The following is a 22,668-nucleotide window of genomic DNA, read 5'->3' as shown; positions in this document are numbered from 1 at the left end:
ATTATCATATTTTTCAGACATTTTAACCCCAATATCTATTTCCCACATTTTTCTATATCTTTTCTTCATATGAAAGCTTCATAGTGTCAACTGTAACATGGTCGAGTGCATACGATTGCATTTTTTAGCTAAAATGTGCTAAAATATGAACATGGAAAATATCAATTTAGAAAAAAATGAAGAAGATGTTCTTGGTGATGAGGCTGAGGATGGTGTTTCTAATCATAATAAAAGCAAGGGAGAAAGTGATCAAATCTCAAAAGTAAATATCGAGAAATATAAGGACTTAGGTGGCTTAACAATGAAGAAGTTGAATTTTGGACTTTGGTACTTGGAACATAAAAAGACTCTCCTTTACTCACTGTACATATTTCTTGGGATCATTGGTTTTGTTACTTGGTTTTCATTTTTTAAGACTTTTGGATATTATATTTTTATTGGAATGAATGAAGACGATAAAATGATATTAGAAATGGTTCAAAATCCTGGTGTTGACCATGCTCAAGTTTTGAAGACATCTGCCCAGGCTATTCAAGTAAAATCAGCTGATATCTTACTTAATTCAAATGGAACTTATGACATAGTTGCCAAAATTTCTAATATCAATAGAAAGCATTACTCTAATTTTTCTTACAATTTTGAATTCGGAGGTGAGACTCTCGGTCCTTTCAACAATTTTATACTGCCCCAGGAAGAGAAATATTTAATTGTTTTAGACCAAAAATTATCAAGAAGACCAAATTCAGTAAATCTTAATATTGGAAATAATTGGAACAAATTAGACGGTCATATTATTAAAGAGTGGAAGCCCTATGCGGATAATTATATAGATTTTACAGTAGAAAACGAAATTTTTTACAACCCTAGAGAAAGTAATTTATCAGAAAAGCTAAATTTAAGTGTCGTAGAGTTTGATATAAAGAATAATTCAGCTTATTCATACTATGAAGTTGTTCTCGACATTATCCTTTACTCAAGAGGTAAGATGGTCTCAGTTAGTCAATATCCGCTAGAAAAATTCATTTCAGGAGAAAACAGACATATAAACATAACCTGGCCTGGAAAAGTTACGAGGGCCGATTCGGTTGTAGTTCTTCCAAACATTAATATTATGGCAGATAATGTTACGTTTATTCCGTAAAGATTAAAAAAAATGTTTTCAAAGATTTTAATATATCTCAAAAATATGGATTGGGTACTGTTTTTTACAGTACTTCTTCTTTTGAGTTTTGGTTTAGCAGAAATTTACAGTGTTGCCCTTGGGCAAGACAGCCTTAATTTGATTTCTTTTAAAAAACAAATGTTATTTATAGGCATTGGGATTTCTTTATTTTTCTTCTTTACATTTTTTGACTACCACAATCTCAGAAGTTTTAGCTCCTATATTTATGTAGGAGGAACTATATTATTATTAGGAGTTCTTTTTTTTGGTGTCGAAATCAGAGGCACTAGAGGATGGTTTAGTCTAGGAACTTTTAATATCCAACCTGTTGAATTCATAAAGGTAGTTTTAATTTTGTTTTTGGCAAAGTACTTTTCATCAGCTGCTATTAAGATTAATCCTCTAAAACATTTAATTATTTCTGGACTAGGAACCTTTCTTCTGGCTGGTTTGGTGTTGGCTCAACCTGATTTTGGTTCTGCTTTGCTTCTATTTTCTCTTTGGGGAGCAGTAGTCTTAGTCGCTGGGTTTAAGAAGAGATATTTTTTAATAATCATCGGCATAGTATTCGTTGTATTCGCTTCAGGTTGGTTTTTTCTTTTTGCAGATTACCAAAAACAAAGAATATCAACTTTTCTAAATCCTTCTTTTGACCCCCTAAATCAGGGCTATAATGTCACACAAGCAATAATCGCAGTGGGTTCAGGAGGGATAATGGGCAGAGGTATCGGGTTCGGTTCTCAGTCTCAGTTAAAATTTCTTCCAGAATCACAAACAGACTTTATATTTGCTGTTATTTCAGAAGAATTAGGTTTTTTGGGTGTATCTTTAGTCTTATTGCTTTTTACAATATTCTTCTTTAGGTCCCTGTTTTTACTTAAGAAAATAAACAACGATTTTGGCATCTTTTTCATATTAGGGGTCGTTGTATTGATTTTTATTGAAATGTTTATTAATATAGGTATGAATATTGGAATATTGCCAGTTGTGGGTATATCCTTGCCTTTTATCAGTTACGGTGGGAGCGCTATTATATCAACATTGATTATGGCTGGCATTATGCAAAATATTATAATTAAATCAAAAATTAACACTTAACATTATGACAAAGAACATTGTTTTGAATGCAAAAAAAAGAGAGAATGAAGAAAAAGTAAGTCTATTAAAAGGACAGGGCGATGTCCCCGCTGTTGTTTATGGGCCAGGATATGACAGTAGATCATTAAGTTTAAATGCTATTGAATTTGAAAAAATATATGCAAGTGCTGGAACATCAACAATGATTGGCTTGAAGATTGATGCAGATGAGCCAATTCAAATTATTATTAAAGACGTTCAGTTTAATCATAAAAATCAATTTGTACATGCCGATTTTTATAAAATTGATGAAACAAAAAAAATGACTGCACCTATTTCTCTGGACTTTATTGGAGAATCGGACGCAGTAAATGTTAAAAAGGGGATCTTGTCAAAGAATCTTGACTTCATTGAGGTGGAGTGTTTACCTAGCGAGCTAGTTTCTCATATTGATGTAAATATAAGTGTTCTAAAAAATATTGGTGATTCTATTACTATTAAAGATCTCGATCTTCCTGAGGCTTTTTCAACCAAAAATGACGATAATGATTCTGTTGTAAGCGTAGTTGAACCACAGAAAGAAGTCGAACCAGAACCTACTGCAGTAGAAGAAGGTGAAAAAGCTGAGGATACTTCAGAAAACTCAGCACAGGAAAAAGAAGGTGATAAAAAAGAAGATAAAAAATAATACTAATGGAGGGGAAAACGCAAAAAAGTATTTGGAAATATCTCGATATAATTTTGATAATCATTTCATTGATTTTGAGTTTTTTTGCCTATAAAATAATAACTACTTACTACGCGCAAGCCGATCAGCCATTAGAAAAGATAGTTGAAGAACAAAAAAAAGTAGAGAAAGAAACCTGTCTAGATTGTCAACAAAGAAGGATTGATGGCGTTTTAGTTAAAAAAGATCTATCAAATCTGTACCCCCTAGCGGTAGTCATAGAAAATCACACTGAAGCACGACCTCAAGCAGGAATAGCTGACGCTAATTTAGTCATTGAGGCAGAAGTAGAGGGAGGGATTACTAGATTTCTCGCCTTTTATGCTACTGGTGAAAAACCAGACAGAATAGGTCCCATCAGAAGTGCTAGGCCTTATTTTGTTGATTGGGCTAGGGGATTGTCTTCGCTTTACGTCCATGTCGGAGGTAGCCCTGAAGCACTTGCTAAGATCATTAAAGAAAACGTTCTCAACCTAAATGAGTTTTATAATGAAAAATATTTTTGGCGAGATGGAGTAAATGATGCCCCGCACAATGTTTTTACATCTGGTGAGAATCTAGACAAATTTCTTGATAAAAAAGGTTTGGACGAAGGTGATTTTATCGCCTGGGAATTTAAGGATGAGGAAGAATATGACGACCGAGGAGATGTAACAAGTATATACATAGAATTTGAAAGGGATATGTACGAAGTTGAGTGGAAATACAACAAAGAAGAAAACGATTATATTCGGTACATGGCCGGAGAAGAACACAAGGATGAGGTGGGGAATCTTGTGAAGGCGAAAAATATTGCCATTGCCTATGTCGAGGCTGAAGTTTTAGATTCTGAACTAAGGTTAAGAATGGATAATATTGGAGAAGGTGATTCGGTTGTTTGTATGGATGGAGATTGTAACGAGGGAGTCTGGAAGAAATTAAGTTCAACTTCTAGAATAAGGTTTTATGATAATGAAAATAATGAAGTGAAGTTTAATAGAGGTACTACTTGGATGGAAATTGTGAGACCGGAGATTGAGGTGGCTTATTAAGGAAATTAGATACTCTATAGAATGTTGGAATCGTTACAAATTGTAATCCCAAAATAGGAGTGTCTAAGTTCACTCACATATTGGAATCCAAATAGGTTAACTAAAGAATCGGAGCAAAATAAAAAAATAGTTGGACGAAAAATCGACCATAGAAGCGCATCTGACAGCGCAAACAATGATCGTGCATCGTCCTAAAAATCAAATTTACTCCAAACCTTTCTTTAACCAACCAAAAAAAGCCGTCTGATGAATCTATCCGACGGCTTTCTCTTTCTTTATAATTGCAAATCGAGATAGGCCTCTAAGGTCTTTTTTTATATATGTAGTATATTTTTTATCTAAAATACTTTTTGTTAATTGTTTTATAAGATTAACTTGGGATGGATTAATCTCGCATAGAATAGTAAATTCTAGTTCGGGATTTTTATTTTGAAGTTCTCTGATTTGCTTAAATAGTTTCCTGTAATATTTCAACCCATCAGTACCAGCAAGAAGAGCCAAGCGAGGCTCTCTTTTAATTGAAGGAGACTTCATAATTTGTTCGGCTGTTAGATAGGGGAGATTGGCCGTGATTATAATTGAGTTGTGATTTGTGATAAGGGAACCTTGAATATTTGAGAGTAGATCATTTTTTATAAAACTAATCTTTTTTTCTACTAAATTTAATTTTGCATTTTTTTTAGCAACACTTAATGCTTCATTAGATATATCTAGTCCAAGATAATTAATATTTTTTCTTTTCTTGAGTTTTTTGGCGATAGAAATTATTATGCATCCCGATCCTGTCCCCACATCAATAACTGTTGTGGGTTTCATATTTTGCGTTACGCGACGTAGTGCTTCATCTACCATTGTTTCAGTTTCTGGACGGGGGACTAAGACATTTTTGTTTACTATAAATTTGTTTGAATAAAATTCCTTTTCGCCGAGAATATAAGCTAGAGGTTCATTATTCTTCCTTCTTCTAATAAGAGATTCTAATTTTTTAACTTGGATTAATGATAATTTCTTTTCAGGATAAGTTAAAATATAAACTCTTGGTTTTTTTAATACTAATGAAACAAGTATATCAAAATCAAACGAATCAATTTTTTGATAATATTTTTTTCTTAAATCTTGAATAGTCATAAAGAAAAAGCTGTCCTTAAACAGCCTTTTTTAATTCTTCAATTATGTCAGATAGGCCACCTTCGAGAATCTTTGGAATATTACTCCAATTTTTACCTACGCGATGGTCTGTTATTCTATCTTGAGGGAAATTGTAGGTTCTAATTTTCTCACTTCTGTCTCCTGTCCCAACTTGTTCTTTTCTTTCGGCTGCTGCCTTGTCAGCTTTGTCCTGTTCAATCCTTGCAAATACCCTTGAACGTAATGACTGCATTGCTTTAACTTTATTTTGTTGCTGTGATTTTTGGTCTTGGCATGTTGCAACAACATTCAATGGGAGATAGGTGAGTCGTACGGCTGAGTTAGAAGTATTTACGCTCTGTCCGCCTGGTCCAGAGGCAGAATAAACATCAACTCTCAAATCTGAATCTTTAATTTCAAAATCAACCTCTTCAATCTCAGGAAACACAGCAACAGTTATTGCCGATGTATGAACACGTCCTTGTTTTTCCGTTTCAGGAACTCTTTGGACTCTATGGGTTCCTCGCTCCCATTTAAAATTTTTGAAAACATCTCTGCCTCTAACAGAAAAAACAATTTCTTTAAAGCCACCAATTCCAATTTCGCTTGAACTAATAATTTCTACTTTCCATTTATTGTTTTCAGCAAAGCGAGAATACATTCGAAATATTTCTGCTGCAAATAATGCAGATTCATCTCCACCGGTACCAGCACGAATTTCAACTATTACATTTTTTTTGTCATTAGGATCGGCGGGGTTTAATTCTTCATAGACTTTTTTTGTTAATGTTTCCAACTCTTCCTGAAGATTAATATTTTCCTCTCTTGCCATCTCGGACATCTCCTTGTCGCTAGACTCAATCATTTCCTCATTCTCCTTTAATAATATTTCAATTTTGTTGGCACGTTGAATCATCTCAACAAGATATTTTAGTTGAGAGTGTTCTTTTGATATTTTAGAAAATTTATCAATGTCTGACATTATGTCTGGGCTTGATAATTGTTTTTCTAGATCACTAAATTTTTTTAATAATTCTTCGTGCATAAAAATGAGTATAAAAAACGGCTATCTTTATTTATGGTTTATGTCTAAGTCATAAATAAAGATAGCCGTTGAATATTTATTTGTCGTCTTCTTGTGCTTTTGCTTCAGCCCTTGCTGCTCTTTTTACTTTCTTTCCTTTTCTTTCTTTTGCAGTCTCTTTTTGCGCAGTAACCTTGGCTTTGAATTTATCAACTCTTCCTGCTGAATCAACTAGTTTTTGTTTACCAGTATAGAAAGGATGACATTTTGAACACAACTCTGTTTTAATTTCATCAACTGTAGAGCCTGTTTCAAGAATATTGCCACAAGCACAAATTATCTTAGCTTCTGTATTGTAGCTAGGATGAATATCTTTTTTCATAAATATTGGCTAATTTTAAATAAATATAAAAACAAGCTTTTTCACTTGTCGATAACAATGTTAACATAAATCAAAAATTATTGCAATAGGGCTGGACAAGAATGTAATTTTGTATTAATATACATAGGAATTTTAAGAAGAGCTCATTGTAAATTATTGTAGGGTCTGTACGCGACAGACCCCTTTAACCGCTACCTCTTTTATCCCTCCGGAGGTAGCGGTATTTTTTTTGAAAAATTTTTAGCCCTTGGCCAATATTTAGAAATTGTGTTATAATTTTTAAATAATAAATTCCTAATGTGTATAAAAAATGAACTTAAAAGGAGATGGGCAACTAAAGCCTCTAGCTGAAATTGCAACTAAAAACAATCTTACGATTTCTTTTCTGCAAAAACAAATAAGTCTAGGTAGATTGATGTTTAAGAAGAAGGGTAAAATTTTTTATTCAGCTCAATCATGGATAGAACAATACAAGAAAGATTTTACTTTCGATGGATTTATGATGGATAGAATATTTTCTGATAAAGAAAAAAATGTTCTTGCCCCAAGAAAACAAAAAAATAAAAGTTTTGGGAAAATTGTTAAAGAAGAAAAAGCTGACCTTGATATTGAAGAAGCTTTAGTTGGTAAGTGGAATAATGAGTTTAGAAAAATAAACGATGATTTTAAAAATTTAACAAAGACAAAAAACTCAAAAGTTAAAAATGATTTATCTTCAAATCCTCATAATATCCATAGTGCTGTATTGGCAGTTGCTATCATGTTTTTGTTATCATTTTATGTCGCGACCTTGATGCCAAGCACCGCCGAATCTTTTACGAAAAAAATAGACTCACTTATAAACACCCCCTATTCATATATAAACAAACTAGCTCTTACAAAAATTATAGACGAAGACAGAGCTAGTTTAGAGACAGGAGTACCTAGCTCAGCACAACTATCAAAATATATAAAGGACAAGGCAAGTAAAATAACATACCCAGCAGGAACATCAATTGATGTTAGAGGAGATGAAATTAACGGCAGAGTGGCTGGGATAGATGAGGGGATTGATGTGGATGATCCAAAAGTGATTGATAGAATTAAAGAAACAACACTAAAAATATTTACAACAATTTCAGATAAACAGAAGAGAGCCTCACTGAAATTGAATGAAAAATTAAACAATTTGATTTCAAAAATAAAAGAATAGAAAAAATCACCGAAAGGTGATTTTTATTTTACAAAAATGATAAAGAGTTCGCGGGAAGCAAACTCTTTATTTTTTTTATTTGAGGTTCTGGTCAAGTGAATTGAGAGAATTGTTTAGCAAAGAGAGACTCTTTACAATAATCTCAATTAATTGATCAGCGATCTCAGGCAGAGCTACACGAATTACCACTATTGTTAGTGCTAAACCGAGAGCTCCTGAAATTGCTCTAAACATATTTTTTCTTGGGCTCCCGGAGACTAACCGGTAATTAAAGTCTTTTTTGACATTGCCCTTAAGGACTTGAGCTTTTATCTAAAACACAAATTCTTAAGGGGTGTAACTCTATTTTTAAAGAACATATTAATATATCATGATAATCTGGAATTGTCAATGGTTTGTTTGTCTTAATTTAGGAAAGAAAAAACCACCAACTCATTTATTGAGTGGTGGCTTGAGAGGGACAGAAGAAAGAGTTATGGATTTTCTACAATGAATTTTTTTATTTTCTCTTCATTGTCGAAAAAAAATGTGTACTGGTAAACTGCACCGTCTTTTCTAGTCCCTAGGACCAGGTTATTGGGGAATTGCTCTTGATATTTTTCTGACGGGAAGGGGGATTCAGTTATGCCCTTAAATTTGTAAATTTTTCTGGTTTTTTCTTTTGGGACAAACCCCCTAACGAAAAAATGTGAGACCGAATCGTCTTCTTGCGCAGACACATGATTGTTAGTGTATCTAATCACATAAGAAGGGGAGGGGAGCATGAAAGTGTAAAGTGAATAAAGCAAAATTGAGACCGCCGTAACCGCAATAATAGTAAAAGCTTTGTATGTCATTTTTGACTCCTTAAGTGAGGGAAATTTAGTTGTTCATGTGCTAATTATATAATAACATAAATTTGCAATAATGTCAATATTTTGTTTATCAAAATAATTTATTTAATATTAGCAAAATATATCCTTGATATTTGTATAGAAATTAGCTAAACTGCATCTATTGATAAATCATTAGAAAGAATGTCAAGAAAATTACCAGAACAATTTGAACTAAAAATAGATAAACTAGCTAATAATGGCGAAGGTGTTGGTTTTTTGGATGGAAAAGAAATTAATGTTTTTGGAGCTTTCCCAGGAGAGATTATATTAGCTAAACCAACAACAAAAAAGAAGAAGATTTGGAGGGCTGAGCTCTTGGAAGTTATTAAAGCCTCAAAAGAAAGAAGAAAAGAAAAAGAAAGTCATTATCTTTCTTGTGGGCCTTGGCAGACAATTGATGAAAAAACTCAATTAGAATATAAAAAAGAAATGGTTGTAAATGAATTTGAAAAAATCTTGGGATTAAACTTGCCCAATCCAGAAATTATTGAAAGTGAGGCGAAATATAATTATCGCAATAAAATGGAATTTAGTTTTACAGAAATAGACGGTGAACTAAATTTAGCGCTTCACAAGAGATATAGACATGGGCAATATTCTGAATTAGAATCTTGTTGCTTGGCAGAACAAAAAATAAACGAAGCCTCTAAAATTGTGGTAAATGAACTTAAAAAAAGAAATATAAAAAATAAACAATTGAAAAATCTTCTTCTTCGTTATTCTGCAAAAGAAGATAAATGCTTGGTAATACTTTTTGTTGTTGATAGGGAAATTGAGTTATTTGAAGTTAGCGATGAGAGTATTCTTGGTTGGCAAATTATCTATTCAGATCCTTTGTCTCCGGCCACAAAAACGACCGAAGTTTTGTTTAAGAAAAACAAAGATAGTATTATAGAAAATATTTCTGACATTGATTTGAAATATTATTATGATTCATTTTTTCAAATTAATCCAAAGGCTTTCGAGAAAATTATTAAATATTTAAAAGATAATATTAAGGACAATAAAGTTCTTGTTGATTTGTATTCAGGAGTTGGAACAATTGGACTTTGTCTGAGTGAAAAATTTGAAGAAATACACTTAGTAGAGTTTGATGAAAAAGCGTCAGAGATAAGTTTGGAAAATGCCAAGCTTAATGATATTAAAAATGTTAAAGTTTACGGTGGTGAAGCTGAAAAGCAAGATTTAATCCAATTCTTATCTTCTAGTGATACATTAATAGTAGATCCACCTAGGTCTGGGATGCACCCCAAGGCTATAAAGCAAATTATAGATATTGCACCCGAGAATTTTGTATATGTATCCTGCAATCCATTTACTCAACTTAGGGATATGCAAGAATTTTCGCAGAAATACAAAATACTAAATTGGCGACTATTTGATCTCTATCCTCAGACACCACACCTAGAAAGTGTTTTAATATTAGAAAAAAAATAAACAAAAATATCCTGTCTATTGACAGTTCGTTCATTTTTTGGTATTTTGGTCAAGGTCGTTCATTCGAAAAAATAAATTATAAACAAAATAATAGGAGGTACAAAATGTCTGCAAGAGAAGAGATTGTGGTTGGAATGGAAATTCCAACTAAAAAAAACAGCGAAGAAACAGTCCAAGTAATCGATGTATCATTGTCGCAGTTTTTAGCAACAAAAACCCCCAATTCACCAGCTATACGGGCCTATAATTTTTCAGGAGAATTATTGGAAGGTATCCCGGGATGTGATCTGGATATGAGTTTTTTGTAAACTTTTAACAAAAATATTTTTAAGCGGTCAAGAAAATCTGACCGCTATTTATTTACCCAAAGGGGCAATCCTGATGACTGAAATAAAAAAAGGAAAAATTTTTGATGCAAAATGCGATAAAATAGCTGAACTTTTTGTGGTAAAAGTTACTAAAGTTAACAAAACAACCAGAACCTTTGAAGGTGAATTATCTCTTAAAAAGAAGCCTACAGCAGCTAGTCCCATCAAAAAGACAGCGGACATTAGGGGGACCTGGAACTTTGCTGGAAAAAGCAATGATGTGCCCTGTGTGATTATATTTTAATACAATCAAAAACAGTTGTTTACACTATGGCGGTCAAATATTTGGCCGCTTTTTTATTTCTGTGATATTATTTGAATATATGAAAATAGCAATAATATCTGATGTTCACAACAATGAAGTGAACTTGAAAAAAGCATTAGAAATATCCGAAAAAGAAGGAGTAGAAAATCTTATTTGTTGTGGTGACTTGGCTTCAAGGGAAACACTCGATTTTATGGCTGATAGTTTTTCTGGCGAAATATTCCTAGCTTTTGGAAATATGGACGATGAACATATGGGAGAATTTAGGCATGTAGATAATTATCGAAATGTTAATATTTTTGCAAGTTTTGGAGAAATTGAATTTGATAAACAAAAAGTATCTTTTGTTCATTATCCAGAAAAGGCGAAAAAATTAGCCAGTAGTGGAAATTATGATTTTGTTTTTTATGGTCACACCCACAAACCCTGGGAAGAAATGATTGGAAAATGCAAAATGCTTAACCCGGGAAGCATAACAGGGGATAGGTTTCCCCCAACATTCGCAATTTGGGATACTCAGAACAACGAATTTAGGCTAGTTTTGTTAAATGAGATAAAATAATCAAAAACGATAAGTTAGAAATTGAAAAGTTTCCTTCAAGCATGCTTAGCTTAAAATTTTTCAGCTTTATCTTTTTCTTGAATAAATATATATATTATAGTAATGTGTAGGCAAATGTAATATAACTATCACAACAGCAGGAGGAATATATGACATTGTGTCCAGAGTTGGTGGAAAGAGCTGTTTTTGAAGATTTGTCTGTTGAAGTTGTGGGGGAAAAGATAACAACAGAAAAAGATGTGCATGTTCGCGGATTCATCTTTAAACCTGATAAGGGGATAGAGGATATTGAAGGTTTAATTTCTGCGTATTTGAAAAAGAATAACGTCACTTTTGAAAAATCTTGTAAAAATGACTTGGCTGACTGGGTTGAAGATGAGCTTTGTAAAATTCTCACATTTGTACTTTAAAATATTTAATCATTTTGAGAATGATAATTTAATGTCAGCCCTCGTATATTGAGGGCTTTTTTCTTATCTAATTATCTGAAATATGCTAAAATATTAATAATTAATGTCGTACATATGTACGACTTAAAAATATGAAAAAATATTCAAATGACAATGTAAGAAAACTGTCAAAGACAGGAAGCAACTCTTATTATGTTGTAATTCCTAAAGAATTTATAAAAAATTTAGATTGGCAAGAGCGTCAAAAGTTGAAAGTTAAGCAAATTGGAAAAAAGATAATTATTGAGGATTGGGAATAGAGATTTATTTTTTTTTCTGGATTCCGGGTCAAACCCGGAATGACATATTGACACGAATATGAAAATAACAATTATTACAATTGGAAAAGTAAAAGAATCCTATTTAAAAGAGGGTATTTTGGAATACAAAAAAAGACTTGGGCCATACTCTAAAATTAAAGAGATTGAACTGAAAGCAGAATCTTTTAGTGCCGGAAGTAGAGAAAAGACAAAAGTTTTAGAGGGTGAACGAGTCTTGAATGCTTTGGGGAAACATGAAAAAGAAAATGTTTTTTTGCTCGATGAAAATGCGCAAGAGTATTCTTCTTTAAATTTTTCTAAGATTCTCGATTCAAAGAATGAAGTAGTTTTTGTTATTGCTGGCTCACTAGGTTGGAGTGATGGTTTGCGCAATAGTGTATACAAAAAAATATCTCTATCAAAAATGACTTTCCCACATGAGATTGCTAGATTGCTTTTGTTTGAGCAGATATATAGGGGAATTACCATAATAAATGGTAAAGAATATCACTATTAATAATTTATAAATATGGAAATAGGTCTATTTGAAATAATGTTAATATTTTAATCCTGTTGGAATTAAATCCAATATTCCAAGCTATTAAAATTATTCGTTTAAAAAAAGCGAAAGATGTATCAATCTATACTTTTTTAATGATATTTGCTATCGGGGTAATGTGCTTGGTTTATGGTTTTAAAATTCAAAGTCTCCCACTTATCATTGGTAACTTCATAAAACTTTTCTCTAGCATATTCGTGGTTATTGTATATTTCATCTATAGGGACCCAAGAGAGATATCGAGTTATAATAATTAGATATTTGTGATAAGATAGATTTATGAGTTTACAAAATTTTTTAATTTATTCTGGTTTTGCTGTTGTAATTTATTATATTTCGATAGTTGTTTTTGATTTTGTTCTAAGGGGATTTGTTCCGTTTATTGCCTCGAGACCTTGGGTCGTTAATCAGGTTAATGATCATCTTAAAAAACTAAAAATTAATAATTTACCTAAATTTAAAGCTCTTTCTCTTGGTTCTGGTCGTTCTGGATTTTTTGCATCTCTTGAAGAAAGGTATCCTGAAGCAGGGCTAGAGGGTCATGAAAAGGGTTTTTTATATTTCAGCTTATCTTGGTTGCAAGCTTTTTTAAGACGATCACATATAAAAGTGCGAAGGAGTCGACATTTTCATAGAGTGACTGTCTCTGATGCCGACTTGATTTATTGTTATGCACCGAGTCTTGAAACGATTAAAGAACTTGGTGATAAATTTAAGTTCGAGTGCAAGCCTGGAACTATTATCTTAAGTAATGGTTTTGTTGTTCCTTTCTTGGAAGTAAAAGATATTATTGAACTCAGTGATAGTAAGGGTAGGTATTCTTACCTTTCTAAAAATAGATTTTTACTTAAAAAAAATAAAAGAGCCAATAAAGAGAATAAGGTTTATGTTTACGTTGTTTAGTTGTATTTTTTAAAAATATTGTCAATAAATTCCCCAGGTAAGTGGGAATTTTATTTTTGATAAAATATTGATAAATTAGCTAAAAAAGGGTAAAATGTATTCATATGGTGATAAGAAAAAAATTACTATTTTTAGTGATAATTTTACTCGTCTTTTCGGCCTGTTCCAGAAAAACAGAAGTTTCAGATATCGCCTGGCAAGATGAGATTTTATTTGCTTCAGAATGCGGTATGGATGGCCTTCAATGTTGTATGGAAGAGGAAGAACCATGCCAATATGAACAAGAGTGTTGTGTGGATCCAAATGATCCTGCCTCAACTTATTGTGCTGATGAGTGTAGTTTTGGTGAACCAAACACATTTTGTAGAGCGAGTGACTCGAAGTGTGATGAAGGGGCAGTTTGTTCTGGTGGATATTGTCAAATAGCAGGAGGGGATAATCAGCCATGTTTTTACGATGGTACATGTGGGGAAGGATCGGTTTGCGGAAACGGAATATGTGTCGAATGTGGTCTAGCGGGAAATCCTTGTTGTGAGGGAATTAGTGAATATGAATGTGAGAATGAGAACATGGACAATGGAGAGAGAACGGATTGTATTGCAAGCGTTTGCCTTAAATGTGGTTCCGCATCAGAACCAAGTTGTCTAGACGAACCGAATTGTAATCCAGGCCACCTTCAAAATAACAGTACTTGTCTTCTGTGTGGAGGATATAATCAGCCCTGTTGTCAGGGGGAGGATGGGGGAGATTCCTTTTGTTGGGAAAAAGAAAATTTATCTTGTTCATCCGGATTTTGTTCAAGAATTTAGAAAATAATAAATAATTTTGTATATGATGTTAAATTTAATAAAGAATGTAAAAAGAAAAGTGAATAGCCTGGTTTCGTCATTAGTATTTACGGGGGTTTTGCTAGTTTTGCTTGGTATATTAATACTTGTTAACGATTTGATATTTAGAATATTGGTTGCTATATTTATTTTTATAGTAGCTTATTCTTTTTTGTTTGGAGCTTATAGACTTTGGTCGATTAAGAAAGATATTGATAAATTTTTTGATAAATAACTAAGCATTTTAAGCCCACGAGATGATGTCTAAAAAAATGAAGAAGAAAATCTATATAAGTTTAAGTATATTTTTGTTCATGCTGTTTGGAGCTTTATTTATAGCCATTATCGAATCCCTGGCTATCAAATGTATTATTGCTGATTTTGATAAGTACGGGCTAGGTTTAACCTGGTCCGCTCTAATATCTATTAGAAATACTTTTGCAGGCTTAGTTTTTATTGGATTTTCAGTTTTCGGTTATTTTATAGGTCAAAAATGGTGGAAATATGTATATGTTGAAAAAAAATATAAAATAAATATGAATAAAAAAATATTATTTTCTTTTCTTTTGTTTATTCTTTTCTTTGGCACAGCTTGTTCAAGGAGTAATATAAAAGAAGATGTATTAATGGATGAGTTGGCAAGTGATAATAAATATCACTATACAAATGAAGGGCTCGGTTTTTCAGTTGATTTTCCCGAGCAATTTATTTACTTTCAAACGCAGAGAAATGACTACAAGGGTTTTATTGATATGGAGTACTTTGTACCAACCAGCGATAGAGAATACCCTCAGCAGATTCAGAGTTACGGAAAATTTCTAACAGTTAGGATTTTTGATAAAAGCGAATACGAGGAGAATGAAAATTTTGTGTACCTTGGAGATAAAAACAAACAAATTTTTGTAGCCATTTTCTGGGATTCAGTTCCTGTTGATTGGAAAAATAAATGGAGCGAAGAAGTCAAGAATGAGATAATATCTAGTTTTAAAATGTATTAAATAAATGGTAAATCCAAACATTAGTTTAAAAAGAGAAAAGGCACTTACTTTAACACCCGATGCTAAGGCGCTTTTTCGCGCTGTCTACAAGGATGAAGCTGGAGAAGAGAATGGCAATTCTAATGTCCCAAAAATAAAAGTTTCAACCCTTATTTCTAAAATGGCATTTTATTATGAAAAAATTAGAAACTCAGTTGATTACAAGGAGGAATATCTTCTTCGTAAAAATGCCATTGAGAGGATTTTGAAGAGAGAGATTATCATTCAGGGTACTTTTAAATTCAAAAAAGTTGAAAGTTCTGAAGTATCCAAACATCTTCTGACGGATTTGATTAGAGCAGGCTATTTACCAAATGATACTATTCCAGAATCCAAAATAGATGAAATATCCTTGGTTATTGAAAGATACATTGAATTGAAAACTATTAGTATACAGAGAATAAGACCTTCCGATTATTTGAAAAAAGGAGATGTTAATAAGGCTAATGAGCTTTTGAACATTAGAAACGAACTAGCAACCTGGATTTTAGCAGTGGCAGCAAGTGATATTGAAGATAGATTGATGATTGGAACGGTTGATAAGAAAATAACTGAGTATATGTACAAAGAAATATCAGAAACCGTCGAATTACCTCAAGTTAACGGCTATGAGAAGGATTTAGAAATTCAAGTCCTTCTTGGCATATACAGGAATTATTTGAAATATGATAGAGATATGTTAGGAAGAGTTCTTTTGAAATATTATGAAGGTGATATTACAAAAATGGACAACAAGGACATTGAGAGAGTTGCCCACAACATGATGAAATTAAGAAGTGTTATGAATTCTCAACTTGATCACCCACTGACTAGCCAAATAAACAGAATATCATCTAGGCATACAGTCTTTTTTACAATTTTAAAAGAGGTTCTGTCAGACGGTCCAGAGGAGGTTTATAATGACATTGTAAAAGATCCAAAGTCGTTTCCAAGGCACATTAAACGGGTCTGTGAAAGAATTTATGGTATAACAAGAAGTAAGCTGTGGCGAGCAGCTGTTAGAAGTTTTATATATATATTGTTAACCAAATCAGTATTTGCAGTTTTACTTGAAGTTCCAGCTTCTAAGTTTTTTGGAGAAGAAATTAACTTTTTTTCATTAGCTATAAATATCGCTTTTCCAGCTTTATTATTAATGGTTGTTGTTGCTATGACTAAAAAACCAAATGAAGAAAATACAGCTAAGATCATAGATGGAATAAATCAAATATTTTTTGAAGAGAATAAGAGCGATGATAAAATTAAGCTTAAAAAACCATCGAGGAGAAGAGGCGCTGTTAAAAATCTAATTTTCGGCATCGTTTATGCCATCACATTCTTCATCTCATTCGGTATTGTTATCTGGGGATTAGACAAGATTGCATTTTCTTGGGTGAGCATGATTATATTTATGTTCTTTTTGGCTTTTGTTTCCTTCTTTACTATTCGAATACGAAAAAGCACTAAAGAACTTATCGTTATTGAGCCGAAAGAAAGTATATTCAGTTTATTCTCTGATTTCTTCTACGTTCCTGTTATAGCAGTTGGTAAGTGGTTGAGTGAGAAATTCTCAAAGATAAATGTATTTGTCTTTGTGCTAGACTTTATTATTGAAGCTCCGTTTAAGATGTTTGTTGAAATAACAGAAGAATGGACTAGGTATGTTAAAGAGAGAAGGGATGAGATAGTTTGAGGAATTTCGAATGAAGAATTTCGAATTTCGAATGAATTTAGAATTTAAAATAAAAAAGTAAATAAAGTCATCCTGAACTAGATTCAGGATCTACTGCTTATTTGAATAAAATAAATCGAAGATTCCGGGTCGAGCCCGGAATGACATTTAGAAAGTATGAGTACTCTATATATTGTAGCAACGCCAATTGGCAATTTAGAAGATATTAGTATAAGAGCACTTCGCATATTAGGCGAAGTGGATTTTATTTTGTGCGAAGACACGAGAGTCACTGGTGTTTTGTTGAAAAGATATGATATTAAAACAAGGACAATTTCTTTTCATCAACACTCTGATGATAAAAAAACTGATAGTCTTTTGGATTTATTATCTGAAGGAAAAAATCTGGCTCTTGTAAGCGACGCTGGAACGCCTGGTATTTCTGATCCAGGAGGCAAACTCGTCCAGGCAGTGATAGAAAAATTTGGTGAAGAAGTATCTATCGAATCAGTCCCTGGTCCATCTGCTGTAACCGCCGCTCTTTCTATCTCCGGTATCCAAACAGACCGATTTGTATTTATGGGTTTTCCTCCACACAAAAAAGGAAGAAAAACTTTCGTAGAACGTATTTTTGACTCGGAATTACCTGTTGTGATCTATGAATCAAAGCATAGAATAATAAAATTCCTTGAAGAATTGAAAATTCATAATGCAGAAATTGTTGAGAATAACAAAAGAGTTGAGATGGAATTTGTGAAACAGAAAGACAAAGACGCTCGAATGAAAGCAACTGTTTCTTCAGTAGTAGTTTGTCGTGAGCTATCAAAAATGCACGAAACAGTCTACAGAGGAGAAATAGACAGCATATTAGATAAAATAAAAAACAATAGCGATGATCAGAGAGGTGAGTTTGTTGTAATTGTTGGGAAATAAATGAATAATTTTGAAGCTTTTAATATAAGTCAGGTTGGTATTTTGATTAGGGATAATAAGTGTTTGATTTTAGAGTTTTCTAAATCTCCCGGCATTTGGGGACTACCTGGTGGTCGTGTTGATGAAGGTGAGAACAGGGAGGATGCATTTAAACGAGAGTTAAAAGAGGAACTAAATTTTGATAATTTTGTTTCTCGAGATATAATAGATTATGATTTTTATCGCCTTAAAAAAGGTCCAGTTATTTGTGGAATTGCGAGATACATTGAAAATGAAACTGATGAGATAAAATTAAGCCATGAACACTTGAGTTATAAATGGATAAGAGAAGACGAGGCTGGCGATTATGATTATTTTTGGAATACCTTACCCGGAATGGTTAGAAAAGGTTTTGAATATCACAGAAAAATAAGTCAATAATATGGAAAATTTTGAAAAATTTTATGTTAGCCAGGCTGGAGTTTCGATTCGGGATAATAAATGTTTAATTCTAGAAATCGCTAAGTTTCCTGGAGAGTGGTGTTTGCCAGGAGGACGAATCGATAAAGGTGAAAATAGTATAGACGCTTTCAAGAGAGAAATCAAAGAAGAGATTGATATTGATGAGTTCAAAGTCCATGAGCTAATTAATTATGATATATTCTATACAAAAAGAAATAAGCCATTTTGTGCTATTATCCAATATATTGAGAATGACGAATCACCCATTAAACTCAGCGAAGAACATCTTGATTTTAAGTGGGTGAGTGAGGAATAGTCAAGAAATATAGTTTTGTTTGGAAGCATATTCCAAAAGCAATTAAAAAAGGTTTCGAATATCACAATAAGCTAAAAGATAAATAATAATAACGAGTATCCCCGGCTATACGTTTCTTCGAAACTACCGGGAGACTTGCTCACACGCAAGCCATGAAAAATAAATATTATATTACAACAACACTCCCTTATGTGAATTCTAGTCCGCATATTGGGCATGCTTCTGAGTTTATTCGGGCTGATGTTTTAGCTCGTTATAATAGACAACTTGGAAATGATGTTATTTTTAATACAGGCACTGATGAACATGGATTAAAGATATTTAGAAACGCAGAAAAAGAGGGGATATCAGCTCAAGAATATTGTGATAATTTTTCAGCTGAATTTAGGAAACTAAAAGAAACTCTTGATTTGAGTTTTGATAAGTTTATTCGGACAACTGACGAGTATCACATAAAAGCAGCTCAGGAATTTTGGAAGAGATGTGAAGCAAACGGAGATATTTATAAAAAAAATTACAGTGTAAAATATTGTGTCGGTTGTGAACTTGAAAAGACAGAATCAGAATTGGTTGAAGGGAAATGTCCAGATCATCCCAATCAAGAGATTGAAGAGATTGAAGAAGAAAATTATTTTTTCAGGTGGTCAAATTATCAAGATAAATTATTGAAATTATATAAAGATAATCCTGATTTTATTGTGCCAAAACATAGACTAACTGAAATTAGAAATTTTGTTGAGTCTGGCTTAAACGATTTTTCTGTTTCAAGACTTAGAGAAAAAATGCCTTGGGGAATTTCCGTTCCTGGCGATGAAGATCATGTAATGTATGTTTGGTTTGATGCGCTCACTAATTATGTAAATACACTCGGTTGGCCAGATGGCGACGAATTTAAAGATTATTGGCCAGGAATGCAAGTAGCAGGAAAAGATAACCTTCGTCAACAAACTGCCATGTGGCAAGCAATGTTGATGTCGGCTGGTCTAGAACCATCAAAACAGGTTTTGATATTTGGTTTTATAATATCTGGAGGTCAGAAAATGAGTAAGAGTATCGGTAATGTAATTAATCCATTAGAACTAGTTGAAAAATACGGTATCTCTGCGGTTAGATTTTTCTTGTTATCAGAGCTAACCCCTTTCGAAGATAGTGATTTTACAATTGAAAAATTCGAAGAAGCTTTTAATGTTAATTTGGCCAATGGAATTGGAAACTTAGTTTCTAGGGTTTCTAATTTGCTAGAGAAAAATGAAATAGAGGTTGATATTAAAGAAAATTCTGATAAAGAATTTGAAAAAAATATTAAATCTAGGATGGATATTTATAGGTTTGATGATGCCATGAAAGAGATTTGGAAAAAAGTTCACGAAAGTGATGAATTCTTGAGTTCTAATGCGCCTTGGAAAATGACAGAAAAGGATGAGATTAAAAAAATATTAGAACCAGTAGCACAGAATATCCTAAATATTGCCTATCATCTAAAACCGTTTCTGCCAGAAATTTCAGAAAAAATTACTGAACAATTTGGTCAAAAACAAATAGAAAAAGGAGACCCAATGTTTCCAAGAATTTCAAAATAATTATTAAACAGCACTGTCATTTTGGAAGGAACCTAAGTGACTGATAGAATCTCTAACTAGACAAGATTCTATCGCTACGCTCCAGAATGACAAATAAATTAAATAATTTTATAAATAAATAAACCTATGCAAAAAAGTAAATTAAATACATTTGTAGCTGGATTATTGATGATTTCATTTATGTTTTCATTAAATTTTGCTTCAGCAACTACTGACCTAACACCAACCCTTTATTCTAGTGTTGTAAATTCAATTACCTTAAGTGGTGAGGACGCAAATATTAAATGGTCTGTAGACGGATATTCAGCCAAAGGATTTAAAGTCGTTTGGTCAAAAAACGAAGGACCAACTTACCCGTTAAGGAGTGGAGATAAATATCATTATTATACTGACCTAAATAAAGATTTTGATACTCTGGAGGTCTTTGATGGAGGTGGTACATATTATGTAAGAGTTTGTGAGTACCTTGGAGGAGAGTGTGAACTCTATAGTAATGAAATTGAGGTGGTTTTGGGTGATGATGTTGATAGTAACGAAGATGTAAGCGGAGAAATTGATTCTATTATATTAAAGATGGAAGGAAATACTGCCAAATGGAAAGCTGATGGATATTCAGATAATGGTTTTAAAGTTATTTGGTCAAAGAATTCCAATCCAACATACCCAACAAGAACTGGTGATAAGTATGCTTATCATTCAAGTCCCGATTCATATTATTCTAAATTAACAGCATTCGATGGGCCTGGTACATATTACGTTAGGGTTTGTGAATACTTGGGTGACGGAAAATGTGCTACCTATTCAAATCAAGTTGAAACTAATTTTGAAGCCATTGCTTGTACTATGGAGTACGCTCCAATTTGTGGCAAGGACGGTAAAACTTATTCAAACAAATGTATGGCTGAGGCTGTGGGAGTTGCAAAAGATTATTATGGAGAATGTGAGAAGGACGATCAAATAAAAGATATTGAAGAAAAAGCCGGACTATTAGGCGACAACAAACTTGATGAAATTTTGGAGGAGTTAAAACTACTTCGAAACCAAGTTTTAGAACAACAAAATGAACTAAAATATTTAAGAGGATTTGTTGATGAGATGGGTCGTATTACAGAACAAATGCAAAGTTCAATAAATAATTTTATTACTTACGGAGTTGATGATAACACAATGAGACTTGGTGAAGGAGAGCGAGCAGCAGTGATAAATTCATTTAAAAATGCATTCCATAAATTACCAGAAAATGAAGCCGAATTAGCTGATGCTATCAAAATAGCTAATGGTCGATGGCCAAGTATGAGAAGTGAGGAAGCAGAAGGAATCGCAGAAGAAAGATTTAGAGATGTTTATCTTCGCTATCCAGATATGGAAAATGCAAATGACAACGCAGCTATAACTATTATGTCATATGGGGCATATTAGTCACAGATGTGTGCTCTAATCCTTGGATGTTATTTAAGATTAGCTGTATAATTGAATTGTAAGTTAAATCACTTTAACTATTATTATTAATATGAATAAAAAAACTTTGTCCGATATGTGGCAATAATAATGTAAAAAAGAATGGTCATTATGGTAATTTGCGACAACGATGGCTTTGCAAGGATTGCAATAAATCGTTTCACTGGAAAATTACAGCAAATAAAATCAACAAAGAAAAGATTTGGTTTGAGCGTTGGGTGATAGAAGGATATTCAGTAAGACAGCTATGTAATCAGAGCGGCTATAGTAGCTCAAAAATATATAGGATAATCGACCACTGGCTATGCCATTCTCCTGATATCAACAATGATAATATTCGCAATATCAAACATGTAACTTTCGATGGAACTTTTCTCCACAGACCAAACAGTATTGTTGTTTTAATGAACGCCCAGACTAACACTCTCATTGATGGCAAATTTGGCATTAGAGAGAATTCTGAGCTCCAATTGCGTTCATTCTTTCAACCTATTAAGAATAACGGTTTTAACCCTAAATCATTCACTTTAGACGGTAATCCGCAAGTTATCAGAACCGTTAGAAACATGTGGCCGGGAATCATCGTGCAAAGGTGTTTAGTTCATGTTCAAAGACAGGGATTGATGTGGTGTAGACGTTTTCCTAAAAGAACCGATGCTAAGCATCTAAGGGAATTATTCAAGCGGGTTACATATATCAATACACATCGTGAACGAGATAGATTCATTTCTGATCTCGAAACCTGGGAACAGCGCTATGGCTGTCACCTGGTTTCGAAACCAGAAAGAGGGAAAGTGTTTAGTGATATCAAACGAGCACGCAGCATACTAGTCAAAGCGCTGCCAGATATGTTTCATTATTTAGATGATTTAAATATACCGAAAACCACGAATGGACTGGAAGGATATTTTTCAAGACTTAAACAAAATTACCGAAATCACCGCGGACTAAAACCTGAGAAAAGAGCAAATTATTTTAAGTGGTTTTTTGTTTTAAAGTCAAAATAGCACACATCTGTGACTAA

The 22,668-nt window shown here is 32.9% G+C and carries 28 protein-coding genes; 23 read left to right on the top strand and 5 right to left on the bottom strand.

Going from position 1 to position 22,668, the window contains the following annotated elements; genetic code table 11:
- Positions 1–145 precede the first annotated feature (145 nt).
- The 4 genes from PF572_05425 to PF572_05410 are packed head-to-tail and all read left to right on the top strand — an operon-like array spanning position 146 to position 3,997.
- Positions 146–1,141, top strand: coding sequence for a hypothetical protein (locus PF572_05425; protein MDA3840508.1), 996 nt, complete (start codon positions 146–148; stop codon positions 1,139–1,141).
- 12 nt (positions 1,142–1,153) lie between these two features.
- Complete coding sequence (rodA, locus tag PF572_05420; GenBank protein ID MDA3840507.1) at positions 1,154–2,260, top strand: rod shape-determining protein RodA; 1,107 nt, start codon at positions 1,154–1,156, stop codon at positions 2,258–2,260.
- 4 nt (positions 2,261–2,264) lie between these two features.
- Positions 2,265–2,927, top strand: a complete 663-nt coding sequence (locus tag PF572_05415) for a 50S ribosomal protein L25 (GenBank protein ID MDA3840506.1) — start codon at positions 2,265–2,267, stop codon at positions 2,925–2,927.
- A gap of 5 nt (positions 2,928–2,932) precedes the next feature.
- Positions 2,933–3,997 (top strand): DUF3048 domain-containing protein, encoded by a 1,065-nt coding sequence (locus PF572_05410; GenBank protein ID MDA3840505.1) that lies wholly within the window; start codon positions 2,933–2,935, stop codon positions 3,995–3,997.
- Between the two features lie 252 nt (positions 3,998–4,249).
- Here PF572_05410 and prmC read toward each other — a convergent pair whose 3' ends face one another.
- The 3 genes from prmC to rpmE form a co-directional block, all read right to left on the bottom strand.
- Entirely contained in the window at positions 4,250–5,125 is an 876-nt protein-coding gene (gene prmC / locus PF572_05405) for a peptide chain release factor N(5)-glutamine methyltransferase (GenBank protein ID MDA3840504.1), read from the bottom strand.
- Positions 5,126–5,141: 16 nt separating this feature from the next.
- Positions 5,142–6,170 carry a peptide chain release factor 1 gene (gene prfA / locus PF572_05400; protein MDA3840503.1) on the bottom strand — a complete coding sequence of 343 codons (1,029 nt, stop codon included), beginning with the start codon at positions 6,168–6,170 and terminating at the stop codon, positions 5,142–5,144.
- Positions 6,171–6,246: 76 nt separating this feature from the next.
- Positions 6,247–6,531, bottom strand: a complete 285-nt coding sequence (rpmE, locus tag PF572_05395; protein MDA3840502.1) for a 50S ribosomal protein L31 — start codon at positions 6,529–6,531, stop codon at positions 6,247–6,249.
- Positions 6,532–6,841: 310 nt separating this feature from the next.
- On the opposite strand from rpmE, the gene PF572_05390 reads away from it, so the two are divergent.
- Positions 6,842–7,723 (top strand): hypothetical protein, encoded by an 882-nt coding sequence (locus tag PF572_05390; GenBank protein MDA3840501.1) that lies wholly within the window; start codon positions 6,842–6,844, stop codon positions 7,721–7,723.
- A 75-nt stretch (positions 7,724–7,798) separates the two neighbouring features.
- On the opposite strand, the gene PF572_05385 is transcribed toward PF572_05390, so the two are convergent.
- The gene (locus PF572_05385; GenBank protein MDA3840500.1) at positions 7,799–7,957 is read right to left on the bottom strand and encodes a hypothetical protein; all 159 of its coding nucleotides are present in this window, start codon (positions 7,955–7,957) and stop codon (positions 7,799–7,801) included.
- Between the two features lie 239 nt (positions 7,958–8,196).
- Positions 8,197–8,559 (bottom strand): hypothetical protein, encoded by a 363-nt coding sequence (locus PF572_05380; protein ID MDA3840499.1) that lies wholly within the window; start codon positions 8,557–8,559, stop codon positions 8,197–8,199.
- Between the two features lie 180 nt (positions 8,560–8,739).
- Between PF572_05380 and rlmD the strand changes: the two genes are divergently transcribed.
- The 18 genes from rlmD (at position 8,740) to PF572_05290 (ending at position 22,651) form a co-directional block, all read left to right on the top strand.
- On the top strand, positions 8,740–10,035 hold the full coding sequence (rlmD, locus tag PF572_05375) for a 23S rRNA (uracil(1939)-C(5))-methyltransferase RlmD (protein MDA3840498.1): 1,296 nt from the start codon (positions 8,740–8,742) through the stop codon (positions 10,033–10,035).
- A 104-nt stretch (positions 10,036–10,139) separates the two neighbouring features.
- The gene (locus tag PF572_05370; protein MDA3840497.1) at positions 10,140–10,343 is read left to right on the top strand and encodes a hypothetical protein; all 204 of its coding nucleotides are present in this window, start codon (positions 10,140–10,142) and stop codon (positions 10,341–10,343) included.
- 73 nt (positions 10,344–10,416) lie between these two features.
- A complete protein-coding gene (locus PF572_05365; GenBank protein MDA3840496.1) occupies positions 10,417–10,647 on the top strand; it encodes a hypothetical protein in 231 nt (76 codons plus the stop codon).
- A gap of 79 nt (positions 10,648–10,726) precedes the next feature.
- Positions 10,727–11,230 carry a YfcE family phosphodiesterase gene (locus tag PF572_05360; GenBank protein ID MDA3840495.1) on the top strand — a complete coding sequence of 168 codons (504 nt, stop codon included), beginning with the start codon at positions 10,727–10,729 and terminating at the stop codon, positions 11,228–11,230.
- 149 nt (positions 11,231–11,379) lie between these two features.
- Entirely contained in the window at positions 11,380–11,640 is a 261-nt protein-coding gene (locus PF572_05355; GenBank protein MDA3840494.1) for a hypothetical protein, read from the top strand.
- Positions 11,641–11,771: 131 nt separating this feature from the next.
- Positions 11,772–11,939 (top strand): AbrB/MazE/SpoVT family DNA-binding domain-containing protein, encoded by a 168-nt coding sequence (locus tag PF572_05350; GenBank protein MDA3840493.1) that lies wholly within the window; start codon positions 11,772–11,774, stop codon positions 11,937–11,939.
- A gap of 58 nt (positions 11,940–11,997) precedes the next feature.
- On the top strand, positions 11,998–12,456 hold the full coding sequence (locus PF572_05345; protein MDA3840492.1) for a 23S rRNA (pseudouridine(1915)-N(3))-methyltransferase RlmH: 459 nt from the start codon (positions 11,998–12,000) through the stop codon (positions 12,454–12,456).
- A 321-nt stretch (positions 12,457–12,777) separates the two neighbouring features.
- Positions 12,778–13,401, top strand: coding sequence for a hypothetical protein (locus tag PF572_05340; GenBank protein ID MDA3840491.1), 624 nt, complete (start codon positions 12,778–12,780; stop codon positions 13,399–13,401).
- A 104-nt stretch (positions 13,402–13,505) separates the two neighbouring features.
- Complete coding sequence (locus tag PF572_05335) at positions 13,506–14,210, top strand: hypothetical protein (protein MDA3840490.1); 705 nt, start codon at positions 13,506–13,508, stop codon at positions 14,208–14,210.
- Between the two features lie 22 nt (positions 14,211–14,232).
- A complete protein-coding gene (locus tag PF572_05330; protein MDA3840489.1) occupies positions 14,233–14,463 on the top strand; it encodes a hypothetical protein in 231 nt (76 codons plus the stop codon).
- Positions 14,464–14,500: 37 nt separating this feature from the next.
- The gene (locus PF572_05325) at positions 14,501–15,226 is read left to right on the top strand and encodes a hypothetical protein (GenBank protein MDA3840488.1); all 726 of its coding nucleotides are present in this window, start codon (positions 14,501–14,503) and stop codon (positions 15,224–15,226) included.
- Between the two features lie 4 nt (positions 15,227–15,230).
- The gene (locus tag PF572_05320) at positions 15,231–16,937 is read left to right on the top strand and encodes a hypothetical protein (GenBank protein ID MDA3840487.1); all 1,707 of its coding nucleotides are present in this window, start codon (positions 15,231–15,233) and stop codon (positions 16,935–16,937) included.
- A gap of 156 nt (positions 16,938–17,093) precedes the next feature.
- Positions 17,094–17,849: a 16S rRNA (cytidine(1402)-2'-O)-methyltransferase gene (gene rsmI, locus PF572_05315; GenBank protein ID MDA3840486.1), complete on the top strand. Its 756-nt coding sequence runs from the start codon at positions 17,094–17,096 to the stop codon at positions 17,847–17,849.
- Entirely contained in the window at positions 17,850–18,269 is a 420-nt protein-coding gene (locus PF572_05310) for an NUDIX domain-containing protein (protein ID MDA3840485.1), read from the top strand. It begins immediately after the preceding gene.
- 1 nt (position 18,270) lies between these two features.
- A complete protein-coding gene (locus PF572_05305; protein ID MDA3840484.1) occupies positions 18,271–18,606 on the top strand; it encodes an NUDIX hydrolase in 336 nt (111 codons plus the stop codon).
- 152 nt (positions 18,607–18,758) lie between these two features.
- Positions 18,759–20,186: a methionine--tRNA ligase gene (locus tag PF572_05300; GenBank protein ID MDA3840483.1), complete on the top strand. Its 1,428-nt coding sequence runs from the start codon at positions 18,759–18,761 to the stop codon at positions 20,184–20,186.
- A gap of 126 nt (positions 20,187–20,312) precedes the next feature.
- Complete coding sequence (locus tag PF572_05295) at positions 20,313–21,605, top strand: Kazal-type serine protease inhibitor domain-containing protein (GenBank protein ID MDA3840482.1); 1,293 nt, start codon at positions 20,313–20,315, stop codon at positions 21,603–21,605.
- A gap of 158 nt (positions 21,606–21,763) precedes the next feature.
- The gene (locus PF572_05290) at positions 21,764–22,651 is read left to right on the top strand and encodes a hypothetical protein (protein MDA3840481.1); all 888 of its coding nucleotides are present in this window, start codon (positions 21,764–21,766) and stop codon (positions 22,649–22,651) included.
- Positions 22,652–22,668: the final 17 nt, after the last annotated feature.

It is taken from the genome of Patescibacteria group bacterium (assembly GCA_027858235.1).
Lineage (GTDB): Bacteria > Patescibacteriota > Patescibacteriia > Patescibacteriales > BM507 > BM507.
Note: the sequence above shows the minus strand (reverse complement) of the source record. Positions and strands in the feature narration are given on the sequence as shown.

Coding starts and splice junctions, on each gene's coding strand:
- PF572_05330 (MDA3840489.1), top strand. CDS start 14,233: ATGATGTTAAATTTAATAAAGAATGTAAAAAGAAAAGTGAATAGCCTG.
- PF572_05390 (MDA3840501.1), top strand. CDS start 6,842: ATGAACTTAAAAGGAGATGGGCAACTAAAGCCTCTAGCTGAAATTGCA.
- PF572_05325 (MDA3840488.1), top strand. CDS start 14,501: ATGAAGAAGAAAATCTATATAAGTTTAAGTATATTTTTGTTCATGCTG.
- PF572_05410 (MDA3840505.1), top strand. CDS start 2,933: ATGGAGGGGAAAACGCAAAAAAGTATTTGGAAATATCTCGATATAATT.
- PF572_05305 (MDA3840484.1), top strand. CDS start 18,271: ATGGAAAATTTTGAAAAATTTTATGTTAGCCAGGCTGGAGTTTCGATT.
- PF572_05385 (MDA3840500.1), bottom strand. CDS start 7,957: ATGTTTAGAGCAATTTCAGGAGCTCTCGGTTTAGCACTAACAATAGTG.
- PF572_05295 (MDA3840482.1), top strand. CDS start 20,313: ATGCAAAAAAGTAAATTAAATACATTTGTAGCTGGATTATTGATGATT.
- prfA (MDA3840503.1), bottom strand. CDS start 6,170: ATGCACGAAGAATTATTAAAAAAATTTAGTGATCTAGAAAAACAATTA.
- PF572_05340 (MDA3840491.1), top strand. CDS start 12,778: ATGAGTTTACAAAATTTTTTAATTTATTCTGGTTTTGCTGTTGTAATT.
- PF572_05355 (MDA3840494.1), top strand. CDS start 11,380: ATGACATTGTGTCCAGAGTTGGTGGAAAGAGCTGTTTTTGAAGATTTG.
- PF572_05415 (MDA3840506.1), top strand. CDS start 2,265: ATGACAAAGAACATTGTTTTGAATGCAAAAAAAAGAGAGAATGAAGAA.
- PF572_05320 (MDA3840487.1), top strand. CDS start 15,231: ATGGTAAATCCAAACATTAGTTTAAAAAGAGAAAAGGCACTTACTTTA.
- rsmI (MDA3840486.1), top strand. CDS start 17,094: ATGAGTACTCTATATATTGTAGCAACGCCAATTGGCAATTTAGAAGAT.
- prmC (MDA3840504.1), bottom strand. CDS start 5,125: ATGACTATTCAAGATTTAAGAAAAAAATATTATCAAAAAATTGATTCG.
- PF572_05350 (MDA3840493.1), top strand. CDS start 11,772: ATGAAAAAATATTCAAATGACAATGTAAGAAAACTGTCAAAGACAGGA.
- PF572_05425 (MDA3840508.1), top strand. CDS start 146: ATGAACATGGAAAATATCAATTTAGAAAAAAATGAAGAAGATGTTCTT.
- rlmD (MDA3840498.1), top strand. CDS start 8,740: ATGTCAAGAAAATTACCAGAACAATTTGAACTAAAAATAGATAAACTA.
- PF572_05380 (MDA3840499.1), bottom strand. CDS start 8,559: ATGACATACAAAGCTTTTACTATTATTGCGGTTACGGCGGTCTCAATT.
- PF572_05365 (MDA3840496.1), top strand. CDS start 10,417: ATGACTGAAATAAAAAAAGGAAAAATTTTTGATGCAAAATGCGATAAA.
- rodA (MDA3840507.1), top strand. CDS start 1,154: ATGTTTTCAAAGATTTTAATATATCTCAAAAATATGGATTGGGTACTG.
- PF572_05360 (MDA3840495.1), top strand. CDS start 10,727: ATGAAAATAGCAATAATATCTGATGTTCACAACAATGAAGTGAACTTG.
- PF572_05300 (MDA3840483.1), top strand. CDS start 18,759: ATGAAAAATAAATATTATATTACAACAACACTCCCTTATGTGAATTCT.
- PF572_05310 (MDA3840485.1), top strand. CDS start 17,850: ATGAATAATTTTGAAGCTTTTAATATAAGTCAGGTTGGTATTTTGATT.
- PF572_05335 (MDA3840490.1), top strand. CDS start 13,506: ATGGTGATAAGAAAAAAATTACTATTTTTAGTGATAATTTTACTCGTC.
- PF572_05345 (MDA3840492.1), top strand. CDS start 11,998: ATGAAAATAACAATTATTACAATTGGAAAAGTAAAAGAATCCTATTTA.
- PF572_05370 (MDA3840497.1), top strand. CDS start 10,140: ATGTCTGCAAGAGAAGAGATTGTGGTTGGAATGGAAATTCCAACTAAA.
- rpmE (MDA3840502.1), bottom strand. CDS start 6,531: ATGAAAAAAGATATTCATCCTAGCTACAATACAGAAGCTAAGATAATT.